This is a genomic window from Kosakonia quasisacchari (assembly GCF_004331415.1).
Lineage (GTDB): Bacteria > Pseudomonadota > Gammaproteobacteria > Enterobacterales > Enterobacteriaceae > Kosakonia > Kosakonia quasisacchari.
The window spans coordinates 23183-40345 of the sequence record NZ_SJOP01000004.1; the positions used below are offsets into that span (position 1 = coordinate 23183).

15 protein-coding genes are annotated in these 17163 nt (G+C 49.7%); 3 read left to right on the top strand and 12 right to left on the bottom strand.

The features are described 5' to 3' along the window. Positions 1-59 precede the first annotated feature (59 nt). The 4 genes from E0L21_RS05430 to E0L21_RS24925 all read right to left on the bottom strand — a co-directional run bounded on the left by E0L21_RS05430 (position 60) and on the right by E0L21_RS24925 (position 8145). Positions 60-3824: a two-partner secretion domain-containing protein gene (locus E0L21_RS05430; RefSeq protein ID WP_131407489.1), complete on the bottom strand. Its 3765-nt coding sequence runs from the start codon at positions 3822-3824 to the stop codon at positions 60-62. Positions 3825-4512: 688 nt separating this feature from the next. Further along, positions 4513-5544, bottom strand: coding sequence for a phosphate ABC transporter substrate-binding protein PstS (gene pstS, locus E0L21_RS05435; RefSeq protein ID WP_407928670.1), 1032 nt, complete (start codon positions 5542-5544; stop codon positions 4513-4515). 452 nt (positions 5545-5996) lie between these two features. After that, positions 5997-7553 (bottom strand): MFS transporter, encoded by a 1557-nt coding sequence (locus E0L21_RS05440; RefSeq protein WP_131407493.1) that lies wholly within the window; start codon positions 7551-7553, stop codon positions 5997-5999. A 424-nt stretch (positions 7554-7977) separates the two neighbouring features. Further along, positions 7978-8145: a hypothetical protein gene (locus tag E0L21_RS24925; protein ID WP_017457522.1), complete on the bottom strand. Its 168-nt coding sequence runs from the start codon at positions 8143-8145 to the stop codon at positions 7978-7980. Between the two features lie 165 nt (positions 8146-8310). Between E0L21_RS24925 and E0L21_RS05445 the strand changes: the two genes are divergently transcribed. After that, positions 8311-9003, top strand: a complete 693-nt coding sequence (locus tag E0L21_RS05445; RefSeq protein ID WP_131407495.1) for a class I SAM-dependent methyltransferase — start codon at positions 8311-8313, stop codon at positions 9001-9003. Between the two features lie 4 nt (positions 9004-9007). On the opposite strand, the gene E0L21_RS05450 is transcribed toward E0L21_RS05445, so the two are convergent. The 4 genes from E0L21_RS05450 to budA all read right to left on the bottom strand — a co-directional run bounded on the left by E0L21_RS05450 (position 9008) and on the right by budA (position 13175). Further along, on the bottom strand, positions 9008-9775 hold the full coding sequence (locus E0L21_RS05450; protein WP_131407497.1) for a class I SAM-dependent methyltransferase: 768 nt from the start codon (positions 9773-9775) through the stop codon (positions 9008-9010). A 131-nt stretch (positions 9776-9906) separates the two neighbouring features. Next, positions 9907-10677, bottom strand: a complete 771-nt coding sequence (locus E0L21_RS05455; protein ID WP_131407892.1) for a (S)-acetoin forming diacetyl reductase — start codon at positions 10675-10677, stop codon at positions 9907-9909. Positions 10678-10693: 16 nt separating this feature from the next. Continuing rightward, complete coding sequence (alsS, locus tag E0L21_RS05460) at positions 10694-12373, bottom strand: acetolactate synthase AlsS (RefSeq protein WP_131407894.1); 1680 nt, start codon at positions 12371-12373, stop codon at positions 10694-10696. 22 nt (positions 12374-12395) lie between these two features. Further along, positions 12396-13175 (bottom strand): acetolactate decarboxylase, encoded by a 780-nt coding sequence (budA, locus tag E0L21_RS05465; RefSeq protein ID WP_131407499.1) that lies wholly within the window; start codon positions 13173-13175, stop codon positions 12396-12398. Between the two features lie 107 nt (positions 13176-13282). On the opposite strand from budA, the gene E0L21_RS05470 reads away from it, so the two are divergent. Then, complete coding sequence (locus E0L21_RS05470; RefSeq protein WP_131407502.1) at positions 13283-14155, top strand: LysR family transcriptional regulator; 873 nt, start codon at positions 13283-13285, stop codon at positions 14153-14155. A gap of 31 nt (positions 14156-14186) precedes the next feature. On the opposite strand, the gene E0L21_RS05475 is transcribed toward E0L21_RS05470, so the two are convergent. From E0L21_RS05475 to E0L21_RS05485, 3 genes are read right to left on the bottom strand one after another with little or no spacing between them, the layout of a single operon-like run. Continuing rightward, positions 14187-14543, bottom strand: a complete 357-nt coding sequence (locus E0L21_RS05475; RefSeq protein WP_131407504.1) for a DUF1971 domain-containing protein — start codon at positions 14541-14543, stop codon at positions 14187-14189. Between the two features lie 23 nt (positions 14544-14566). After that, on the bottom strand, positions 14567-14905 hold the full coding sequence (locus E0L21_RS05480; protein ID WP_131407506.1) for a DUF1869 domain-containing protein: 339 nt from the start codon (positions 14903-14905) through the stop codon (positions 14567-14569). A 10-nt stretch (positions 14906-14915) separates the two neighbouring features. Next, complete coding sequence (locus E0L21_RS05485) at positions 14916-15248, bottom strand: DUF1971 domain-containing protein (protein WP_131407508.1); 333 nt, start codon at positions 15246-15248, stop codon at positions 14916-14918. A 211-nt stretch (positions 15249-15459) separates the two neighbouring features. On the opposite strand from E0L21_RS05485, the gene E0L21_RS05490 reads away from it, so the two are divergent. Continuing rightward, on the top strand, positions 15460-16047 hold the full coding sequence (locus tag E0L21_RS05490) for a flavin reductase family protein (RefSeq protein ID WP_131407510.1): 588 nt from the start codon (positions 15460-15462) through the stop codon (positions 16045-16047). Positions 16048-16085: 38 nt separating this feature from the next. Here the strand turns inward: E0L21_RS05490 and E0L21_RS05495 are convergent, their stop codons facing one another. Further along, on the bottom strand, positions 16086-17162 hold the full coding sequence (locus E0L21_RS05495; protein ID WP_131407512.1) for a pectinesterase family protein: 1077 nt from the start codon (positions 17160-17162) through the stop codon (positions 16086-16088). Between the last annotated feature and the right edge of the window lies 1 nt (position 17163).

Below are 17163 nucleotides of genomic sequence, written 5' to 3' on the forward strand. Positions count from 1 at the left end.
ACTGGCCAGGTAACCAATTGGGAAAGGCAGCAGCAATTGCCGCTGCCTTTTTTTGCAACTTACAGACCCACAATGGTTCCGGTATTTGTTATCGCATTCGTTTCGAGCTCAAGGCCGTAAAAACCGCCCAGAACCGCGTCTTTACCGCTGTTCGTGACTTTATTTGCGTTCACTTTCGCGGTGCCATAACTCAGCATATTGAGGTAGTTATACACGTTACCGTCTGTTTTCACGGTTAATGCATAATCACTGACAATATTGCCTCGGTTATTAATATCTTTTACCGCATTAACCTCAATGTTTTGCCCAAGCATATTGCTGTTGCTGTTGTTGGTAACGTGCCGTTGGGTAGTAAGGGTAAGGCTGGTTCCCGCCAGGATATCTTTGAAGTTCTCGATACCGTTCAGGGCATTAATCGCCAGCGCGTTATTAGCGGCGATGGTGTTGCGGTTATACAGCACACCTTTTAACACGCTGAAATTCACATCGCCTTTACCGCTGATCCAGCCGTAGTTGGTGGTGCTGTTATCCACGCTCAGGTTCAGGTTCTTATCAGAAGCGATAACCCCTGTTGCCGTTCCATCTTCCAGCTTACCGTTGCTGTAGTTCTCAAGGTAAGCAGAGGTGATGTCGAGGTTACCTGCGCTATATGTCATCGCATAGTTATTATAGAAAACACCGGCCGCTTTAATAATGGCGTTGGCTCCGCTCATCAGCATACTGCGGGTGTTATCGAATACGCCCCGGGACAGCACGTTAAGCGGGCCGTTTTCTGCCAGAATACGGCTGTTAGTGTTGTAGATATTTTGAGCGGAAAGCGAGACGCCCGCGTTTCCAACCATGCCACCAACATCACCTTCGACACCAAAATACTCGCCGTTGTAATAACTGAAGTTATTACCGTCTCTGTTTTCAATATTGCCGATAGCATTTACGGTAAGCGTTTTATTCGCGGCAATCAGCGCCGTGTTGTTATAGACACCTGATTTGGAGTCAATAGAGATATTTTCACCTGCGATTAACCCGTTGTTGTTATCCACCGAGTTGGCAACCAGAGTAATATCCCCACGCAAAGAGGTTACCGAGCCTTTATAACTATCGAAATTACCGGTCAGGATCAGGTTAATATCACTGGCACCAGCAATCTGCCCATAGTCATTGAGCAACCAGTTCCCGCTAATTCCGATATCGCCCGCAGAGGTAATCTTGCCGCTATAGTTATCAACCGTTCCTTTTGCCGCCACATTTACATCGCCAGTCAGGGAACGCAGCGTGCCACGGTTATTACCCACATTACTATTAGAGGTAATCGTCAGATCACCGCCTGCCTCAATAAGGGAATTATTGTTGATGACGTTGTTTGCGGTAATAGCGACATCCCCACCGCCCAGCATATAGAGGTAGTTATACAGATTACCTTTGGTCACAACACTCATATCGCCATCGCTGACAATATTGCCGCGGTTATTAATGTCGTTTACCGCGTTAATAGTAATCCCGTTACCGACCATATTACTGTTGCTATTGTTTGTCACATGACGTTGCGTATCCAGCGTCAGGCTGCCACCGGCGGAGATATCTTTGAAGTTCTCGATACCGTTCAGGGCAGCGATCGCAAGCGACTTATCAGCCGCAATGGTATTACGGTTATAAAACGCCCCTTTCACGACATTCAGCGCCACAGCGCCTGTACCACTGATCCAGCCGTAGTTAGTGAAATTGTTGTCCACATTCAGCGTGATATCTTTATCTGCGGTGATAAATCCTGTGGCGTTATTATCGATAAGCGTGCCGCTGCTGTAGTTTTCCAGGGAGACGGTATCGAGTGTGAGGTTGCCTCCGCTGGAAATCGTTGCGTAGTTATTGTAGAAAGCCCCGCCGGTTTTGATTGCGGTATCGGCCCCGCTGACCATCAGCGCACGCGTGTTATCAATATTCCCTTTCGCTTGCAGGCTCATTGGCCCATTTTCAGCAATGATGCGGCTGTTGTTGTTGTAAATATTCTGCCCGGAAATCTCAACGCCACCTTTACCGATCAAGCCACCGGTCTGTTGCGGCATGCCGAAATAGAGGCCAAAGTCATTGCCAAAGCGATTACCATCACGGTTATCAACATTCCCGCCCGCATGGATAGTCAGCTTTTTACTGGCTAAGACCAGTGATCTGGTGGTGTTTACTCCAGCTTTCGCGTCGATGGAGATATTTTGCCCCATCATGAAACCACCGTGAGTATCTACCGCATTCGCACTCAGTGAGATATCACCTTCTTCCGCACTGACAACGCCAATATAGTTGCTCAGGTTGCCGTTAACCGACACCTCCACGCCCTTCTTGCCGCCAATGCCACCGTAGTCATTACGATAGGAGTCCCCCTTCACAATTACTTTGCTATTGGAAAGAAGATTGCCGGAATCGTTATTGACCAGGCCCTTGCTGTTTAGCAAAACATCGCCGTTTGATGCGATCTGACCACCGCTGTTATTGATGCTGTTTGCGTTGATTACTACACCGGTATCGGCTGCGATGCCTAAGGAATCGGAACTGACGGTATCCGCTGTTTTGGTACTGCCGTTGTTGATAGTGCCACCAGACAGTATGTTGATATGACCGCTGGCGGAGCGGATCAGGCCCTTGTTGTTGTCGACGTTGCCAAGGCTGACGATGTCCATGTCGCCTGACGTTTCTAGGATACCGCTGTTGTTGTTAATCGCGCCGGACTCAAGCCCAAGATAGCCGCCATGGATCTGGCCGTTACTGTTATTTAGCGTACCGGTTTTTAAGGTGACAATACCCGCTTCGATACCGACATCGTTCCCTTTACCGGTGTTGGTAAAGGTATTGTTATTGGTGTCGACAGCCAGCACACCACTGGCGGCAATTTTGCCATTAGTGTTATCAAACGCACCGCTATTAACGTAGATATCTGCCGTAGTCGAAATCGTACCTGAACGGGCATTAACAATAGCGTTCTTATTGGTATCGAGATAAATAGCACCCGCAGACGTAATAACGCCCGTTGTATTATCCAATTTGCCGTTGGTATTAATTTTTGTCGAACCGATCGATTGAATCTGAGCATTATTGTTCAATAGCTGACCATTGGCATCAATGCTGATCCCGCCTGTGCCACCGGCAATAACGCCCTGGTTACGCACGCCCACGCCGCTTTCGGTACTGATAAGGTTAATTTTGTTCGCGTACATTCCGCCAACTTGCGCAACGTCAACGCTATAGCTGTTACGCGAGCCTGACGCAGTGACAGTTCCGGTCACCTGGCCGTCAGCATTAACGTAGTTATTACCCGCAACAATATTCAGTTCGTCAGCAGTAACTTTCCCGCTGAGCACTACGTTGCGTGACAAAATTTCAGTTGGGCTGGCGTTATCCAGCTTGCTGATATTAATGGTTCCACCGTTTACGGAATAACCAGCGAGTTTGCCGTTTTGAATATCTGGCGTGCCGGTGGTCAGGGTGAGTTTATCGGTATTAATCGTCCCGCCACCATTAACCGTAATACCATTGGGGTTGGCGATAATCAGCGCGGCTTTATCACCCGCAACTTCCATCATGCCATTGATCGTCGACGCATTTTTGGAGGTAACTTCATTGAGAATAACTTTTGCCGATCCGGATGTCAGATTGCTGTTACCCTGGATGGTACCACCCAATACTGTATCGGATGCTGAACCGCTGTTATTAAAAATAACGCCATTTTTATCGACGTTCAGGTTGTCCCAAACGTTATGTGACAAGCCATTGCTGTTAGGTTTATTAATATCGACTACCGGCACACCATTCGCATTATATAGCGTGCCATTTTTCATACTTAAACCAGCGGAATGCGCAACAGCAGGTAATGCAAATATCATTGCTACCGTCAACGGGGCCAGCTGAGTTCTCACAAGGCGTTGGACTTTCTTTTCCGAATTAATCACGCTTTTGCTTCCCTTTAATTAACCTTCAGAACCAATTTGAAATAAAACGTTCTCAGTCTTGTTTCCTGAGCCTGGGATCGATTTTGTTTATTCGAATGAATTTGTCGGTAAACTTCACCAGGCATATCGGTTCAGAATAAAAAATTGAAACCTGGCACCTCACGAGACGTCTGATTTTTTGACAAAGCCTGTGAAAGAATTAACATCAGGATTGAACATCGCAGTGCCCCGCGAGCGGGGAATAAATCAAGACCGGGTTAAAAACTAACAGGGGTTAAGTAATAGAACAATATGCCATACTTGAAAATCAGATGATTCATCTGGCCTGAAGAGTGAAAAATAAACACTCGAAGCGCATTATTTGAAATTTGCTTTAAAAGCATTAAGAAAGTGGAAATATAGACACAGAATCATCTTTTAAGGCAATATAACAGAATTAAATATTATTAACCCCCTTAATATAATCATTCGCCGATCAACTTAATAAAATAGAAATACGCTGCGTAAGAAAATAGCTTTAGGTTAATAACGAAAAAACCCGGTAGCGCACCGGGTTTATTTTTAAGAGATAGCGAGATTAGAACAGCGACTTACCAGAAGCGTCCTGTACGTTGGCTTTCCATGCAGCGCGAACCTGAGCGGTAACAGAATCCGGCAGCGGCGCGTAATCCAGATCGGTAGCGATGGTGTTGCCATTTTTGTAAGACCAGTCGAAGAATTTCAGCACTTCGGCGCCTTTCGCCGCATCATCCTGTTTTTTATACACCAGGATAAAGGTAGTGGACGAAATCGGCCATGCATCTTTGCCTTTCTGGAAAGTCAGATCCTGAGCGAAAGATTTGCTCCAGTCAGCCCCTTTGGCGCTGTTGCTGAAGCTCTGCTGCGACGGCTCAACGACTTTGCCATCGGCGTCAAACAGTTTTGTCCAGGTCAGGTTGTTCTGTTTGGCGTAGGCGTATTCGACATAGCCAATGGAGCCCGGCAGGCGCTGTACAAACGCGGCAACGCCATCGTTACCTTTACCGCCTAAGCCAACCGGCCAGTTCACCGTTGAGCCTTTACCCACTTTGCTTGCCCAGTCAGCATTCACTTTAGATAAGTAGCTGGTGAAAACAAACGAGGTGCCGGAACCATCTGCGCGGCGTACCACGTTGATATTCGTGTCCGGCAGTTTGACTTTCGGGTTCAGTTTAGTGATTTCCGGGTCGTTCCATTTTTTAACGGTACCCAGGTAGATATCACCCAGGGTTTTGCCGTCCAGCGTCAGTTCACCGGATTTTACGCCCGGGATATTAACCGCCAGCACCACGCCGCCAATAACGGTCGGAAACTGGAACAGGCCGTTTTTCGCCAGATCATCATCACTCATCGGGGCATCGGATGCGCCGAAATCAACGGTTTTCGCAATAATCTGTTTGATGCCACCGGAAGAACCAATCCCCTGGTAGTTCACCTGAGATCCCGTCTGTTTCTGGTATTCAGCTGCCCATTTTGCATACACAGGCGCCGGGAAAGTACCACCAGCACCCGTCACATTCGTTGCCGCGAAAACAGTAGTCGTCGAAAGTGCAAGAGCAGCAGCCATCAGGCGAACTGACGCATTAAGCATTGCCATAGTCTCTCCGAATCGAAATAGTGATTAAATTTTTGAATAATATTAAGAGCCAGGGCAGCATAGAGCGAATTTATGACAATTTTGTGTCAGCCGTGAAAAATAAAAAATGCCAGCACAACAAGCAAAAAAAAGACCTCCGGATCGTAATCTGGAGGTCTAAGCAAACCTAAAAAAAGATGAATTAACCTAACGGTTAAAATTTGCAACTCTGCACGCTCTGAAGGAGCGCACTAAGTTACAGTAGCCACGGCTATTAAACACGAAAACCGCAGCCCTCATATGACAGATGTGCAACATTATGTAAGCTATTTTTTCCGTCCGCGAAATTACCCGGATAAAGATTATCCTGCAAACTCGAAACGGTATTCTTTCATCAATGAATGTCATTGAAAAATAGCCAATCAATTTTTAAAAACCTCAGCATGATATATACCGGATAATTAATCCTATTTCGGCATATAACTTTTACTTAATCCGGCAGTTGTTATCACCGTACTGTCCACCGCTGCGTCAGACCAAAGCGTGTCGTAACGGTAACCTGTCAAATCTTCGACAACCTTACGCGCTTCTGGCGTCACACTCTGTTTATTTCCGTTGGCTTTCAGGCGGTCAAGCTCATCAACAAAAATACGGTGCGTACGCTTATTGAGATGGAAGGTCAGCGCTTGCCACATAGCCACCAGCAGAAGCCCGGCAGTGCCGATAAACAGCAGCATCACAATGGTAGTGATTGCTTCCTGAGGCTGCTGCAGGCTGCCTTTCACAAAGCCACCGCTCTGCAATAACAACCCCACAGCAAACGTCGCAATTGCTACCGTGGTTTTGCGCGAAAACGTCATCACGGCGGCAAATAGGCCTTCACGGCGCTGGCGCGTAACCATTTCGTCAATGTCCGGAATAAACGGGAACACGTTCCACGGCGTGAATTCCAGAACGCAGCGCCCAACCTGGTAAAACCCAGCAAGGATCACCAGCAGCAGCACTTTGTTTTCCGTGGGGAATTGGTACACCAGGAAGAATCCGCCCAGGCACAGCAGCATCATGCTGTAGGCAAAAACATAAAGCCGGGATGGGCCGTATTTGATAATGGCGAATCCCGCGACGAGTGTTACCGGCAGCCCGACAATGCTCATCGACAGCAAGGTTCCCGCCAGTGAAGAGGAGACATGCAAGCAATAGACACAGAAAAAGACAAACACTGTGTTATAAATGTCTTTCGCCGTGAAAGAAAAAAGATAAATAGCCAGATGCTTGCGAAACGCACGTATTTTCAGCGTCGAGGCATAATCCTTAAATAACTTGATTACGCTGGTGAGCGTTTGCGCCGCATTGCCGGTTTGACGCGTTTTTTCCATCTCCTGCATCATTTCCGCTGTTATTTCACGCTCCCAGCTTACTTTCCAGGAAATAAATACACAGACCATAAACAACACTGCGAAAACAACACCGTTAATCAAATAAGCATCGGCGTTTTTTTCACCCAGCCAGCCAATTAGCACACCGGGGATAAAGGTCGCAAGAAACGTACCGGAAGCAGAAAGAAACATGCGGCAAGTGGAAAGCTTGGTGCGATCGTTAAAATCTTTGGTCATTTCCGATGGTAATGTTTCCCACGGGATTAAAACCATGGCAGCAATGATTTCAAAAGCCAGGTACACGGCAAGATAAAACCAAAAATTCATGCCATTAAGCCATAACAGAATATAAACCAGCATCAGCGGCGCGCCGATAAGTAAAAAGAAACGACGGCGGCCGAATTTCTTGCCTAAAAAACTCTTATAAAAGTGATCGGTAAAACTGCCCATAAACAGACTCACGATAGCATCTACAATCCTTGCAATCGCGACAATGGACGCCGCCTGAATCGGTGATAATCCGACAAACGTGGTGTAATAAAACAGCAGCCAGGCACCAATTACCGTAAAAGCACCACCGCCCATTATGTCCGTCATGCCATAGCCAATGCTGACGGGAATCGTCACTTTTCGGTTTTTACGGGTCATAGCCAGCCCCCGCAATTGCCCAGCTTTATTAGCATCTTAAGCTGTGATTGTTGTTTATTTATCATGGACATAAAAACTCCATAAGAGAATTATTCGTGCCAGAACCGGCGCCGTTAATAACGGACGCCTGTTGTCACCGGAAAACATCACAGTCTTCACGTTATATCCCTTGTGGAATTTATGTCTACTACCATACAAGTATCATTGTCGAAAATGTGACTTCAGGCATACGTCAGAAAAAATCGCCTTCGTAAATTCAAAAAAAGTGAGAAATGAGATCGAAAGAACAGTTAAAAAACGGCAGTTGTGAAGCCAGGAAAACCCTGCGCCGCACAAACAAAAAACCCGCCTGGTATCAGACGGGTTTCACGCTTCGGCGCACAGCTCATTCCAGTAGCTATAGCGCATCACCAAATGAAAGCGCTCATTTTTCATCGTAAATCCATACAGAAGGATGATAATCAAGACCATAAAGCAGGCCGAACGGGATCAGCAGCGCCACATGGCGCCCCGAATCATATTCCCCTGCGTCCGTCTGTAATGGCAGCGTCGGGGTAAGGCGATTAAGCCACTGTTGCAGCAATGTCTTCATCAGCACGTTCTCCAGCAAAGGTTGACACGCTCAGTTAAACGCAAAGCGCGCCACAACCAAAACGATCATTTTTGCACTGGTTTGCCGAAAAAAGCATATGACTTGCGCCACTCCACCTCATGTAATATTTTAAGTTACATGAAAAACAACAATCCAGGAGATAACGTGGCACAGAATACTAACGACATTTTTAATAGCGAATTCTCCCGCCAGTACGATGCTTACAACGAGCGACTGGGCGAAATTGCCAACAATCTGCACTTGCTCATCTCTCTGTTGCTGAAAAAAATACCGCAACAAGCGCGAATTCTTTGCGTTGGTGTCGGCACCGGCAGTGAAATCATTCGCCTTGCGCAGCAGCATACGCAGTGGCGTTTTACCGGCGTTGATCCCTCGCCAGATATGCTGGAGGTTTGCCAGCAAAAGCTCGACCAGGCAGGCATTGCCAACCGCTGCACATTGCATGAAGGCTATCTTAGTGAGCTTCCCGCCAACGGCGATTTTGATGCGGTGCTCTGCCTGCTGGTAACTCACTTCATTCAGCATCCGCAGCGCGATGGTATCTATTCACAAATGGCGAGCCAGTTAAAACGTGGTGGGCGTATGGTCACAGCGGAGATCGCCGGGGATATGCTCAGCCCGGCGTTTGATGAACAGCTTGAAGTGTGGGCAATCATGCATGAAACCGCCAGCCAGGCACCGCGCGATATAACTGAAATCAAAGCGCAACTGTCGCAGCGCCTGCTGTTGCTGCCCGCAGAAACCACGGAAGCGCTGATTGAACAGGCTGGTTTTACCCCGCCGCAGCACTTTTTCCAGTCGCTACTGATCCACGGCTGGACGGCGCGCAAACTCTGACGCGTTACGCCTTGCGCGAACAGCAGGCAATGTAGTTTAACTGGCGACGATTTGCGCGGAAAAAGCGGAACATACCCAGAAATCGCGTCCGGTTATCGCGAGTGCGCAAGCCGTTAAAAACAATGCGCACTGCCCGTGCGAAACCTTCATCACGGATAAGCCCAACGGGCGACATCAACGACATTGCCCCGTGGCGCGTATCTACCGCGGCAAAGCCATTGTCGATAAAGAGTGTTTTCCATGCCGCTTCTGTCATCGGGCTGACATTCGATTTTACAACCTGCTCCAGTTTTGACTGGTTATTTGTCGCCAGCCTGCTGCGCGTAAACATAATGTCGTGTGTGAGTAAACGTCCACCGGGTTTCAGCACGCGGTAATATTCGCTGATAAGCTTCGCTTTCGCTTTGTCCACATACATGGTCAGCATTGCTTCGTTAATCACCACATCAAAAGTGTTATCGTCGAACGGCAGCTTATTCGCATTGGCTTCGCTAAGATGAATGTTGCTGTCGAGACCGGCAGAAATCACATTCTGGCGCGCCTGTGCGAGCGCGTTTTTATCCATGTCGATGGCATCGACCGTACAGCCAAAACGCTGCACCAGTTCAATCGAGGTGGTGCCCATATTGCAGGCGACTTCCAGCACCCGGCTCTGCTTATTTAGCTGCGCCTGGCTAAACAACCATTCAGTCGCTTCCAACCCGCCAGGGCGCAAACGCCTTTTCCCGAGGCTCGCCAAAAAGGTATGCCCCGCTTTATCACTGTCGGCCATTGGACTCCCCTCACCATAACATGCATTTAATATGAAACTTATCACAATGGTGTGGAGATGAGAATGGCTTTCATCAACAAAAAAGCCCCTGCATTTTCGCAAGGGCAAGGCTGTGTCCGAGCCATAAAAAATTAGTTAAACACCATACCGCCGTCGATCAGCAATGATTGCCCGGTCATATAGTCGGAATCCGGCCCGGCGAGATAAGAGACGCAGGCGGCAACATCTTCTGGTTCCGAAAGACGCCCAAGCGTTATGCGTTTAGCGAACTGCTCCGTGCCATAACCCAACGGTTTACCGGCGGCTTCCGAGACCTGGCGGTCTATTTCCGCCCACATCGGTGTTTTCACAATGCCGGGGCAGTAGCCATTAACGGTAATACCAAGCGGCGCGAGATCCCGCGCGGCTGTTTGCGTTAGCCCCCGCACCGCGAACTTGCTGGAGCTGTACACGGCCAGTTCCGGGTTGCCGACATGTCCGGCTTGTGAACAGGCGTTGATAATTTTGCCGCCGTGTTTTTCCGCTTTGAAGGCTTTTACCGCCGCCTGGATACCCCAAATCACGCCTTTCACGTTGATGTTATAAACCTTATCCACCACTTCCGGCGTGATGGACTCAATCGGCGTCGAAGGTGCAACACCAGCGTTATTTACAATCACGTCGAAACCGTTCAGTTCGGTTCTGGCCTCCTCTACCGCGGCAAACACTTTATCGCGGTCAGAAACATCCACCGTCACCGCAATCGCGCTGCCATTGTGGTTATTAATTTCGTCGGCCACCGCTTTCGCCGTTGTGGCGTTGTAATCGGCAACAGCCACCGCAAAGCCATCTTTCGCCAGACGCAACGCAATGGCTTTACCAATGCCCTGACCCGCACCGGTCACGAATGCAACTTTTTTCATCATATCTCCTTGGTTTTCAAAGAATCTGGTTAAGGTTGAGCTGGCCCATCAGCAGAGGGTTATCGCTGTAATCAACCGGGATGGCGACCACCGCCGGGCCGTCCGTATCCATTGCCGCACGCAGTGTTGGCTCCAGTTCTGCCGTACTTTCAACAGCGAAACCTTTGGCACCAAACGCTTCGGCATAGGCTTTAAAATCGACCGGGCCAAAATTCACGCCAGAAAGGCGCTGGTATTTTTTCTCTTCCTGAATGGCCACCATGTTGTAGGCGTTATCCACCCAGATGATATGCAGCACATTCGCCCCGAGGCGCACAGCGGTTTCCAGTTCCATGCTCGATTGTAAAAAACCGCCATCGCCGGAAACCGACACCACTTTGCGGCCTGGGTTGACCAGCCAGGCACCAATCGCCCACGGCAGCGCGACACCCATGGTTTGCTGACCGTTGGAAATCATCACCTGGCGGGCGCGGAAGCTATAGAGATAGCGCGCAATCCAAATATGGAAACTGCCCATATCAACCGTCAGCGTGACATCGTTATTCACGATGTCCTGCATCGCCCGCACAATGCGCAACGGGTGAATGGCGAACTGGCTGAGCTGCGCCCCCTTACGGCTGAGTAGTTCTCGCTGGTTGCGGCGCTCAATCAGGATCTCAGAGGCGCGCGGCGTGAGGATCAGCGGTTTTTCGATTTTCGCTGCCAGTTTGTCGAGCGTGCTGGCAATATCGCCAACCAGTTCACAATCCGGCACGTAATTGCGCTCTTCATAAGCGGGTAGAACGTCGATATGTACCAGTTTCGCGTCACCGGTGTTCCACATCGATGGCTCATATTCCACCGGGCTGTAACCAATACAGATAATCAGATCCGCCAGGTGCAGCAGCCGATCCCCGGCCTGGTTATTAAATAACCCCACGCGCCCGGCAAAGCGGGTGAAATGCTGCGGGTTAACCGCGCCCGCCGCCTGATACGTGCTGGTGACCGGAATATGGCTTTTTTCCAGCAACTGATGCAGCGCCGAAATATTCTCCTCACGGCTTGCCATCAGCCCGAGCAAAAACACCGGGTTTTGCGCCTGCGCGATAAGTTTCGCCACCTCGTCAATCGCCGCATCCGGTGCGGCACCTAACTGCGGCACACTGCTGGCGGGCAAGATATTGCCGCTCGCGGGTTGGTCGGCAATATCTTGCGGCAAACTGACAAACGCACTGCCCGGCCGACCTTGCTCAGCGGCGCGGAAAGCATTGGATACCACTTCAGCGATCGCGTCGGATGAGGTTATCTCTACCGCATACTTAGTGACGGGGTTGAACATTGCCACCGTATCCATGCTCTGATGCACCAGCTTGGCTTTATCCGCCCTTTTCACGGCTCCGCCCAGCGCCACTACCGGGTCGCCTTCGCTGTTGGCGGTCGCCATACCGGTTATCAGGTTGGAACAGCCGGGGCCGGACGTGACCAGCGCGACGCCAGCTTTACCGGTGATGCGCCCGACGGCTGCCGCCATAAATGCCGCGTTCGCTTCGTGACGCACCGGAATCGTTTGAATGGTTGAATCAATAAGTGAATCAAACACTTTGTCGATTTTGGCACCGGGAATGCCAAACACATGTTTCACGCCCTGTGCTTCCAGTTGTTTTACCACCATATCGGCGCCATGCGCCCACTGGTGTGTACGGCTCTCTTTACTCATCATTTACTCCTTTAAATGTTTATCAGTTCTCGACGGAACGAATGGCGGCGTCCAGGTTATCCGGGTGTAAATCAGCGTTGAGAAACGCAGCATCCGCAGGCAGGTCAATCATCAAATGGTGGATTTCACCAAACGTCAGCGTGCCGCTTTCGAGTTGGTAATCCAGCAAGTGTCCGCCGCCATGACGGTCGTCCGTAATAAAGTGTTCGTGGTAGCCCGCCACGTTGATCCCCTGCATATGCTGTGGTGTGCGGAACCCAACCAGCACGCCATCACGTCCGTTGAAACGAAACACGGGTTGGTCGTCAAGCACGTCAGTCATGGCGCGATAAGGCGGCGTCTGGCGCGGAACAGTGCGTGTGTGCGCATGACGAAAATGGCCATCAATACGCAGGGCGCAAAAGACGTTATCGGAGGGGATCGTCTTATCGATAATGTCGTGCAGTTGTTGGCGGCTGGCCGGTTTATCCAGCTGAAATTCATGCTCTGGTTTGAACCAAGTCATTACCGCGAAGGGGGTTTTTTGCTGTGGGTTGGCTTCCCGTGCGCTGCCATCAGCACGCAGTTGGTAAACCTCACTATTGAACGCAATTAACTCGCCATCCAGCTCGTTAAATGTGCCGAGCCCAAAGTCGCCGTGATTGAGTAAATCCTCAATCGTGGTATTTCCTTCATAAACACCAGTTAATAGCGCACTCATTAGCGATGTTTGATATATCACACATTCTGGACGGGTTTTTGAAAAAGCACGAAATGTTTCCCGTAGACTTTCCTCGCAAGAACAACCGGTTACATGACTCATTATCCTTTACCTCGCTGAGCAGTCGTTTAGAAAAGCTGATAAATTATTGACTCGTTTCAGCGAGAGATTCCAATATACAAAGCATCAGGGTTTGAGATGTTTTTAATATGGAACTCCGTTATCTACGCTATTTTGTCGCCGTTGCGCAGACGCAACATTTCACGCGAGCCGCTGAAATGCTGGGGATGTCACAACCACCGCTAAGCCAGCAAATTCGCCGTCTTGAGCGGGAAGTGGGCACTCCGCTTTTTTACCGGCAAACTCGCGGTGTTGAGCTAACCGAAGCGGGCGAAGCGTTTTATGAAGATGCCTGCCAAATCATCGCGTTGAGCGATGCGGCAATGGAAAAAGCGAAAGGGATTGCGCGGGGGATGAATGGAAAATTGTACCTTGGCGTGACCAGCTCCAATGCGTTTCACACGCAAATTTTTTCATCGCTTCGCCAGTTTCAGCAACGCTATCCGCAGGTGGCGCTATATCAAAAAGAGGACAATATGGCGACGTTAATGCAGGAGTTGGAAGAGGGGCTGATTGACGTTGCCTTTGTGCGCCTGCCGTGTGAGAACAGCAAAATGTTCAACCTGAAATTGATCGACGAAGAGCCAATGGTCCTGGCGTTACACCGCTCGCATCCACTTTCCGCAAAAACGGATATCTCGCTTAACGAATTGCAGCAAACGCCGCTGATTATTTTCCCCCAGCAGGTCGCGCCGGGCCTGTACGAACTGGTGTACAACGCCTGCCTGCGCGCGGGTATTGATATGGAAAACCAACAGCAAGCCTCGCAGTTCTCCTCTTCGCTGAGCATGGTGGCCGCCGGTTTCGGTTTTGCCATCGTTCCGCAATCCATGGCCTGTTTCAGCCACCCGCAAGTGACATTTCATCGGATGCCGGAACAGATATTAAAAACGGATGTAGCGCTGGCGTGGCGCAAGTTCGAGCGCTCGCCTGCTGTAAAACGGTTTATTGAGAACTTTTAAAAACGCCCGCCGCAAAGCGGGCGTGAAGTGTTTAGGTACGGTGGGTATTCACCACCTGGCCAATCCCCTTCCCTTCCAGCGCTTCGTCCGGGTCGGCAAAGAAATCGATATTGAAGTAGGTATCATCGGTTAGCAGTTCAATATGGTGCCAGTATTGCGGCGGGCTAATGCCAAAATGCCCGGCTTCAATCACCACTTCCACTTCCGGCGTGGTGTCGTGCTCACTGGCAAAACCAACGTATTTCACCGCCCCCTGCATCACCGATAAACGGCCATAGACACCTTTTTTGGTGTTGTGATGAGTGAGCAGCGCCTGTGGAACCGTCTCTTTCGTCCAGAAAGGTGTTGATCGGGTATGACGGAAATGAACAGGAATTTGATGCGCCATAAAACCTCCTCAGGCCGCTTCGATTACCAGCCGCACACGTTAGTTTCTTCGTCCGATTCATAGCCCCGGACAATATTAATCAACTCTTTCACCGCTTCTGCGGCATTAAGCGGATCTTTCAGTTCATTAAGACAGGAAAACTCTTTATCCACAGAAACACCGTTATTATTGTTGGTCACCGTCAGAATAAACTCACTGGAACTTTCTTTGGCACCAACCAGGCTGGCAATCAGTTCCGAAACCGCCTGCGCGGCAACATCAGGGACATATAACGACATTGGCTTGAGATAGACCTTTTCTTGCGTTTCATTGTTCGCACGGTTAGAAACTGCTAAAGAATAACCTTTATTTTCAGTTGTCATCAGAATTACCTCAGCCTTCAATCAAAATTTTCGGGTCAACATAGAAATCGACGCTAAATATCGTATCGTCGCTTAATGCTTCAATGTTGTGCCATTTTTCCGGCGGAAAAATGCCAAATTCACCGGCATTAATCGTTAACGTCTCGACCGGTTGCGGGCTGGTTTCATCGGCGTAACTGTAATAACGGATCGCCCCTTGCAGCACACTCAAACGCGGGTAAACACCCTGGCGTGTTCCGGCGTCGAGATGGCGCTTCCAGATGGACGCCGGGGCGGTTTCTTTGGTCCAGAACGGCGTTGAGCGGGTGTGAACATAGTTCGCGGGTATCGCAATACGTTGCATGTTTCATCCTCTTTGTGTCTCAGCAAAGCAGGTTTGCCGGGAGGGGGAAAAGCATTTGTTGCATATGATATACCTGTTTTATAATTTGTGGACTACTTTTTTTAGTGGCTATTTCACGACGCTTTTTATTACTCAAAAAGGGTTATTGTAAAATACATATCGAAGAGAGAAAAATGGGGGGAAATTATTTATAACGTAGGGTTAATGCACAATGAAAAACAAATCAAAACTCAATTCTTTTTATTATGGCTTTCCGGTTTTTTTAGTCACCACACAAGACAAAGACGGCAACACGAATGTTTCAGCGGCATCATCCTCTATTTCTCTGGGAGAGAAACTGATTATTGGCATCAGTAAAGGCGGTAAAACTTACCATAATTTATTGGCCGGTTCCGACGCCGTTATCAATATTCCCGATCACACACTTTGGGAAAAAGTGGAGCAAATAGGCAAACTTACCGGCGGCGATACCTTGTCGGAAAACCAGACCAAATGGGGCGTAGAAATCTGCCACGATAAATTTGCCAAAGCCGGGTTACACACAGAAGCCTCTGTCGATGTTGCACCGCCGCGCGTCGCGGAGTGCCCAATCCAGGCCGAATGCCGTTTAATCTCCACCAGCGATAAAGGCCGCTTTATGCTGGCCGAGCTGGATATCGTGAACTTATGGGTTGAAAAGGCGCTGTTAAATGAAAATGGCATTGTTGATTCAAGCAAATGGAAACCGCTGATTTTCAATTTCCGTGAATACACTACCGTTGGCGATACGCTCGGGTTTAACGTGAAATACGGCAACTGATCCTCATAAATTGCCCCCGCTCACGGGGGCAAAATTCTTTACTCCAGCAACGCTTTATCCCAGCCGCTGAAAATCGCCGCCAGATTGTATTGCCCGGCATCCGCCTTGCTTAACTGATATTTTGCACCGCCCTGCCCTGCACCCGGCCCACGGTTATCAAACTCATAAAAACGGCTATCTTCCGGATAAAACCAGATTTTCTCCCCGGCTTTATCTTTGCCGGACATTTTATCCCAGCCGTAAATATGGTCGTCGATCTCACAGTTGATAAACGCAGCAAGGCCAATGGCGTTTGGATCGGCATAGCGCCCGTCGCTGAACTGTGTTGTCGGGTGCCACGGGCGACCCAGCGCGAAACTTTTCGCCGGAACGCCCGCTTCTTTGCTGAGCTTGCTGTTGATGATCAACAAGCCAAACTTCTCATCCGCCTGCGTCGCCGGCGCGGTGGTGTAGCCATACGGCGGGGCAATATCATTGCGGTTACGGGCGATAATCTCGCAGCGGTCAAACACCGCAATACCTGGACCAAAGATAAAATCGACGTGCCCGCTCACTTCGCAGTCGGTGAAATAACTGCGGCTCCCACTCTTGCTGTAAAACGTGTCCTGGTAGCCTTCGAGCCGGACATGGCGGAAACGCGCTTTATCGACATTTTCTGACACCATCAGCGCCACCGCCTGCGTGTCTTTCAGCTTTTTCGCATCGCCATCCGGCAACGCGGCATTAGCCGGGAAATCAAAACTATTGCGAATGGTCAGGTTCTCAATGGTCACGCCCGATACACGCACTTCTACCGTGCTGGTGCGCCCGGTGCCGAGCTTTTGCCCGTCGCTGCCTAATGCACCTGCGGGCGTATTCGCTTCAATCTGCGTTTGATCTTTGGATTGCCCCACCAGCGTGACCGGTTTTTCAATCACCAACCGTTCATTCCAGCGCCCTTCTTTGACCAGAATCCGCCACGGCGTGCCGCTTTCAGGCGCGGCGGCCAGCGCCTGGCTAATGGTGGCAAACTCACCGGCTTTCGGCGCGGTGGAGACAACGGCATTCCACTCACTCGCCTGAGCGGAAATGCTGATACAAGCCAGCAACAGCGCGGAATAATGCAGTGTTTTCATC

Coding starts and splice junctions, on each gene's coding strand:
- E0L21_RS24925 (WP_017457522.1), bottom strand. CDS start 8,145: ATGAAGACATTGCTGCAACAGTGGCTTAATCGCCTTACCCCGACGCTG.
- E0L21_RS05470 (WP_131407502.1), top strand. CDS start 13,283: ATGGAACTCCGTTATCTACGCTATTTTGTCGCCGTTGCGCAGACGCAA.
- E0L21_RS05455 (WP_131407892.1), bottom strand. CDS start 10,677: ATGAAAAAAGTTGCATTCGTGACCGGTGCGGGTCAGGGCATTGGTAAA.
- E0L21_RS05430 (WP_131407489.1), bottom strand. CDS start 3,824: ATGAAAAATGGCACGCTATATAATGCGAATGGTGTGCCGGTAGTCGAT.
- E0L21_RS05485 (WP_131407508.1), bottom strand. CDS start 15,248: ATGCAACGTATTGCGATACCCGCGAACTATGTTCACACCCGCTCAACG.
- E0L21_RS05475 (WP_131407504.1), bottom strand. CDS start 14,543: ATGGCGCATCAAATTCCTGTTCATTTCCGTCATACCCGATCAACACCT.
- E0L21_RS05440 (WP_131407493.1), bottom strand. CDS start 7,553: ATGACCCGTAAAAACCGAAAAGTGACGATTCCCGTCAGCATTGGCTAT.
- E0L21_RS05480 (WP_131407506.1), bottom strand. CDS start 14,905: ATGACAACTGAAAATAAAGGTTATTCTTTAGCAGTTTCTAACCGTGCG.
- pstS (WP_407928670.1), bottom strand. CDS start 5,544: ATGCTTAATGCGTCAGTTCGCCTGATGGCTGCTGCTCTTGCACTTTCG.
- E0L21_RS05450 (WP_131407497.1), bottom strand. CDS start 9,775: ATGGCCGACAGTGATAAAGCGGGGCATACCTTTTTGGCGAGCCTCGGG.
- E0L21_RS05495 (WP_131407512.1), bottom strand. CDS start 17,162: ATGAAAACACTGCATTATTCCGCGCTGTTGCTGGCTTGTATCAGCATT.
- alsS (WP_131407894.1), bottom strand. CDS start 12,373: ATGAGTAAAGAGAGCCGTACACACCAGTGGGCGCATGGCGCCGATATG.
- E0L21_RS05490 (WP_131407510.1), top strand. CDS start 15,460: ATGAAAAACAAATCAAAACTCAATTCTTTTTATTATGGCTTTCCGGTT.
- budA (WP_131407499.1), bottom strand. CDS start 13,175: ATGAGTCATGTAACCGGTTGTTCTTGCGAGGAAAGTCTACGGGAAACA.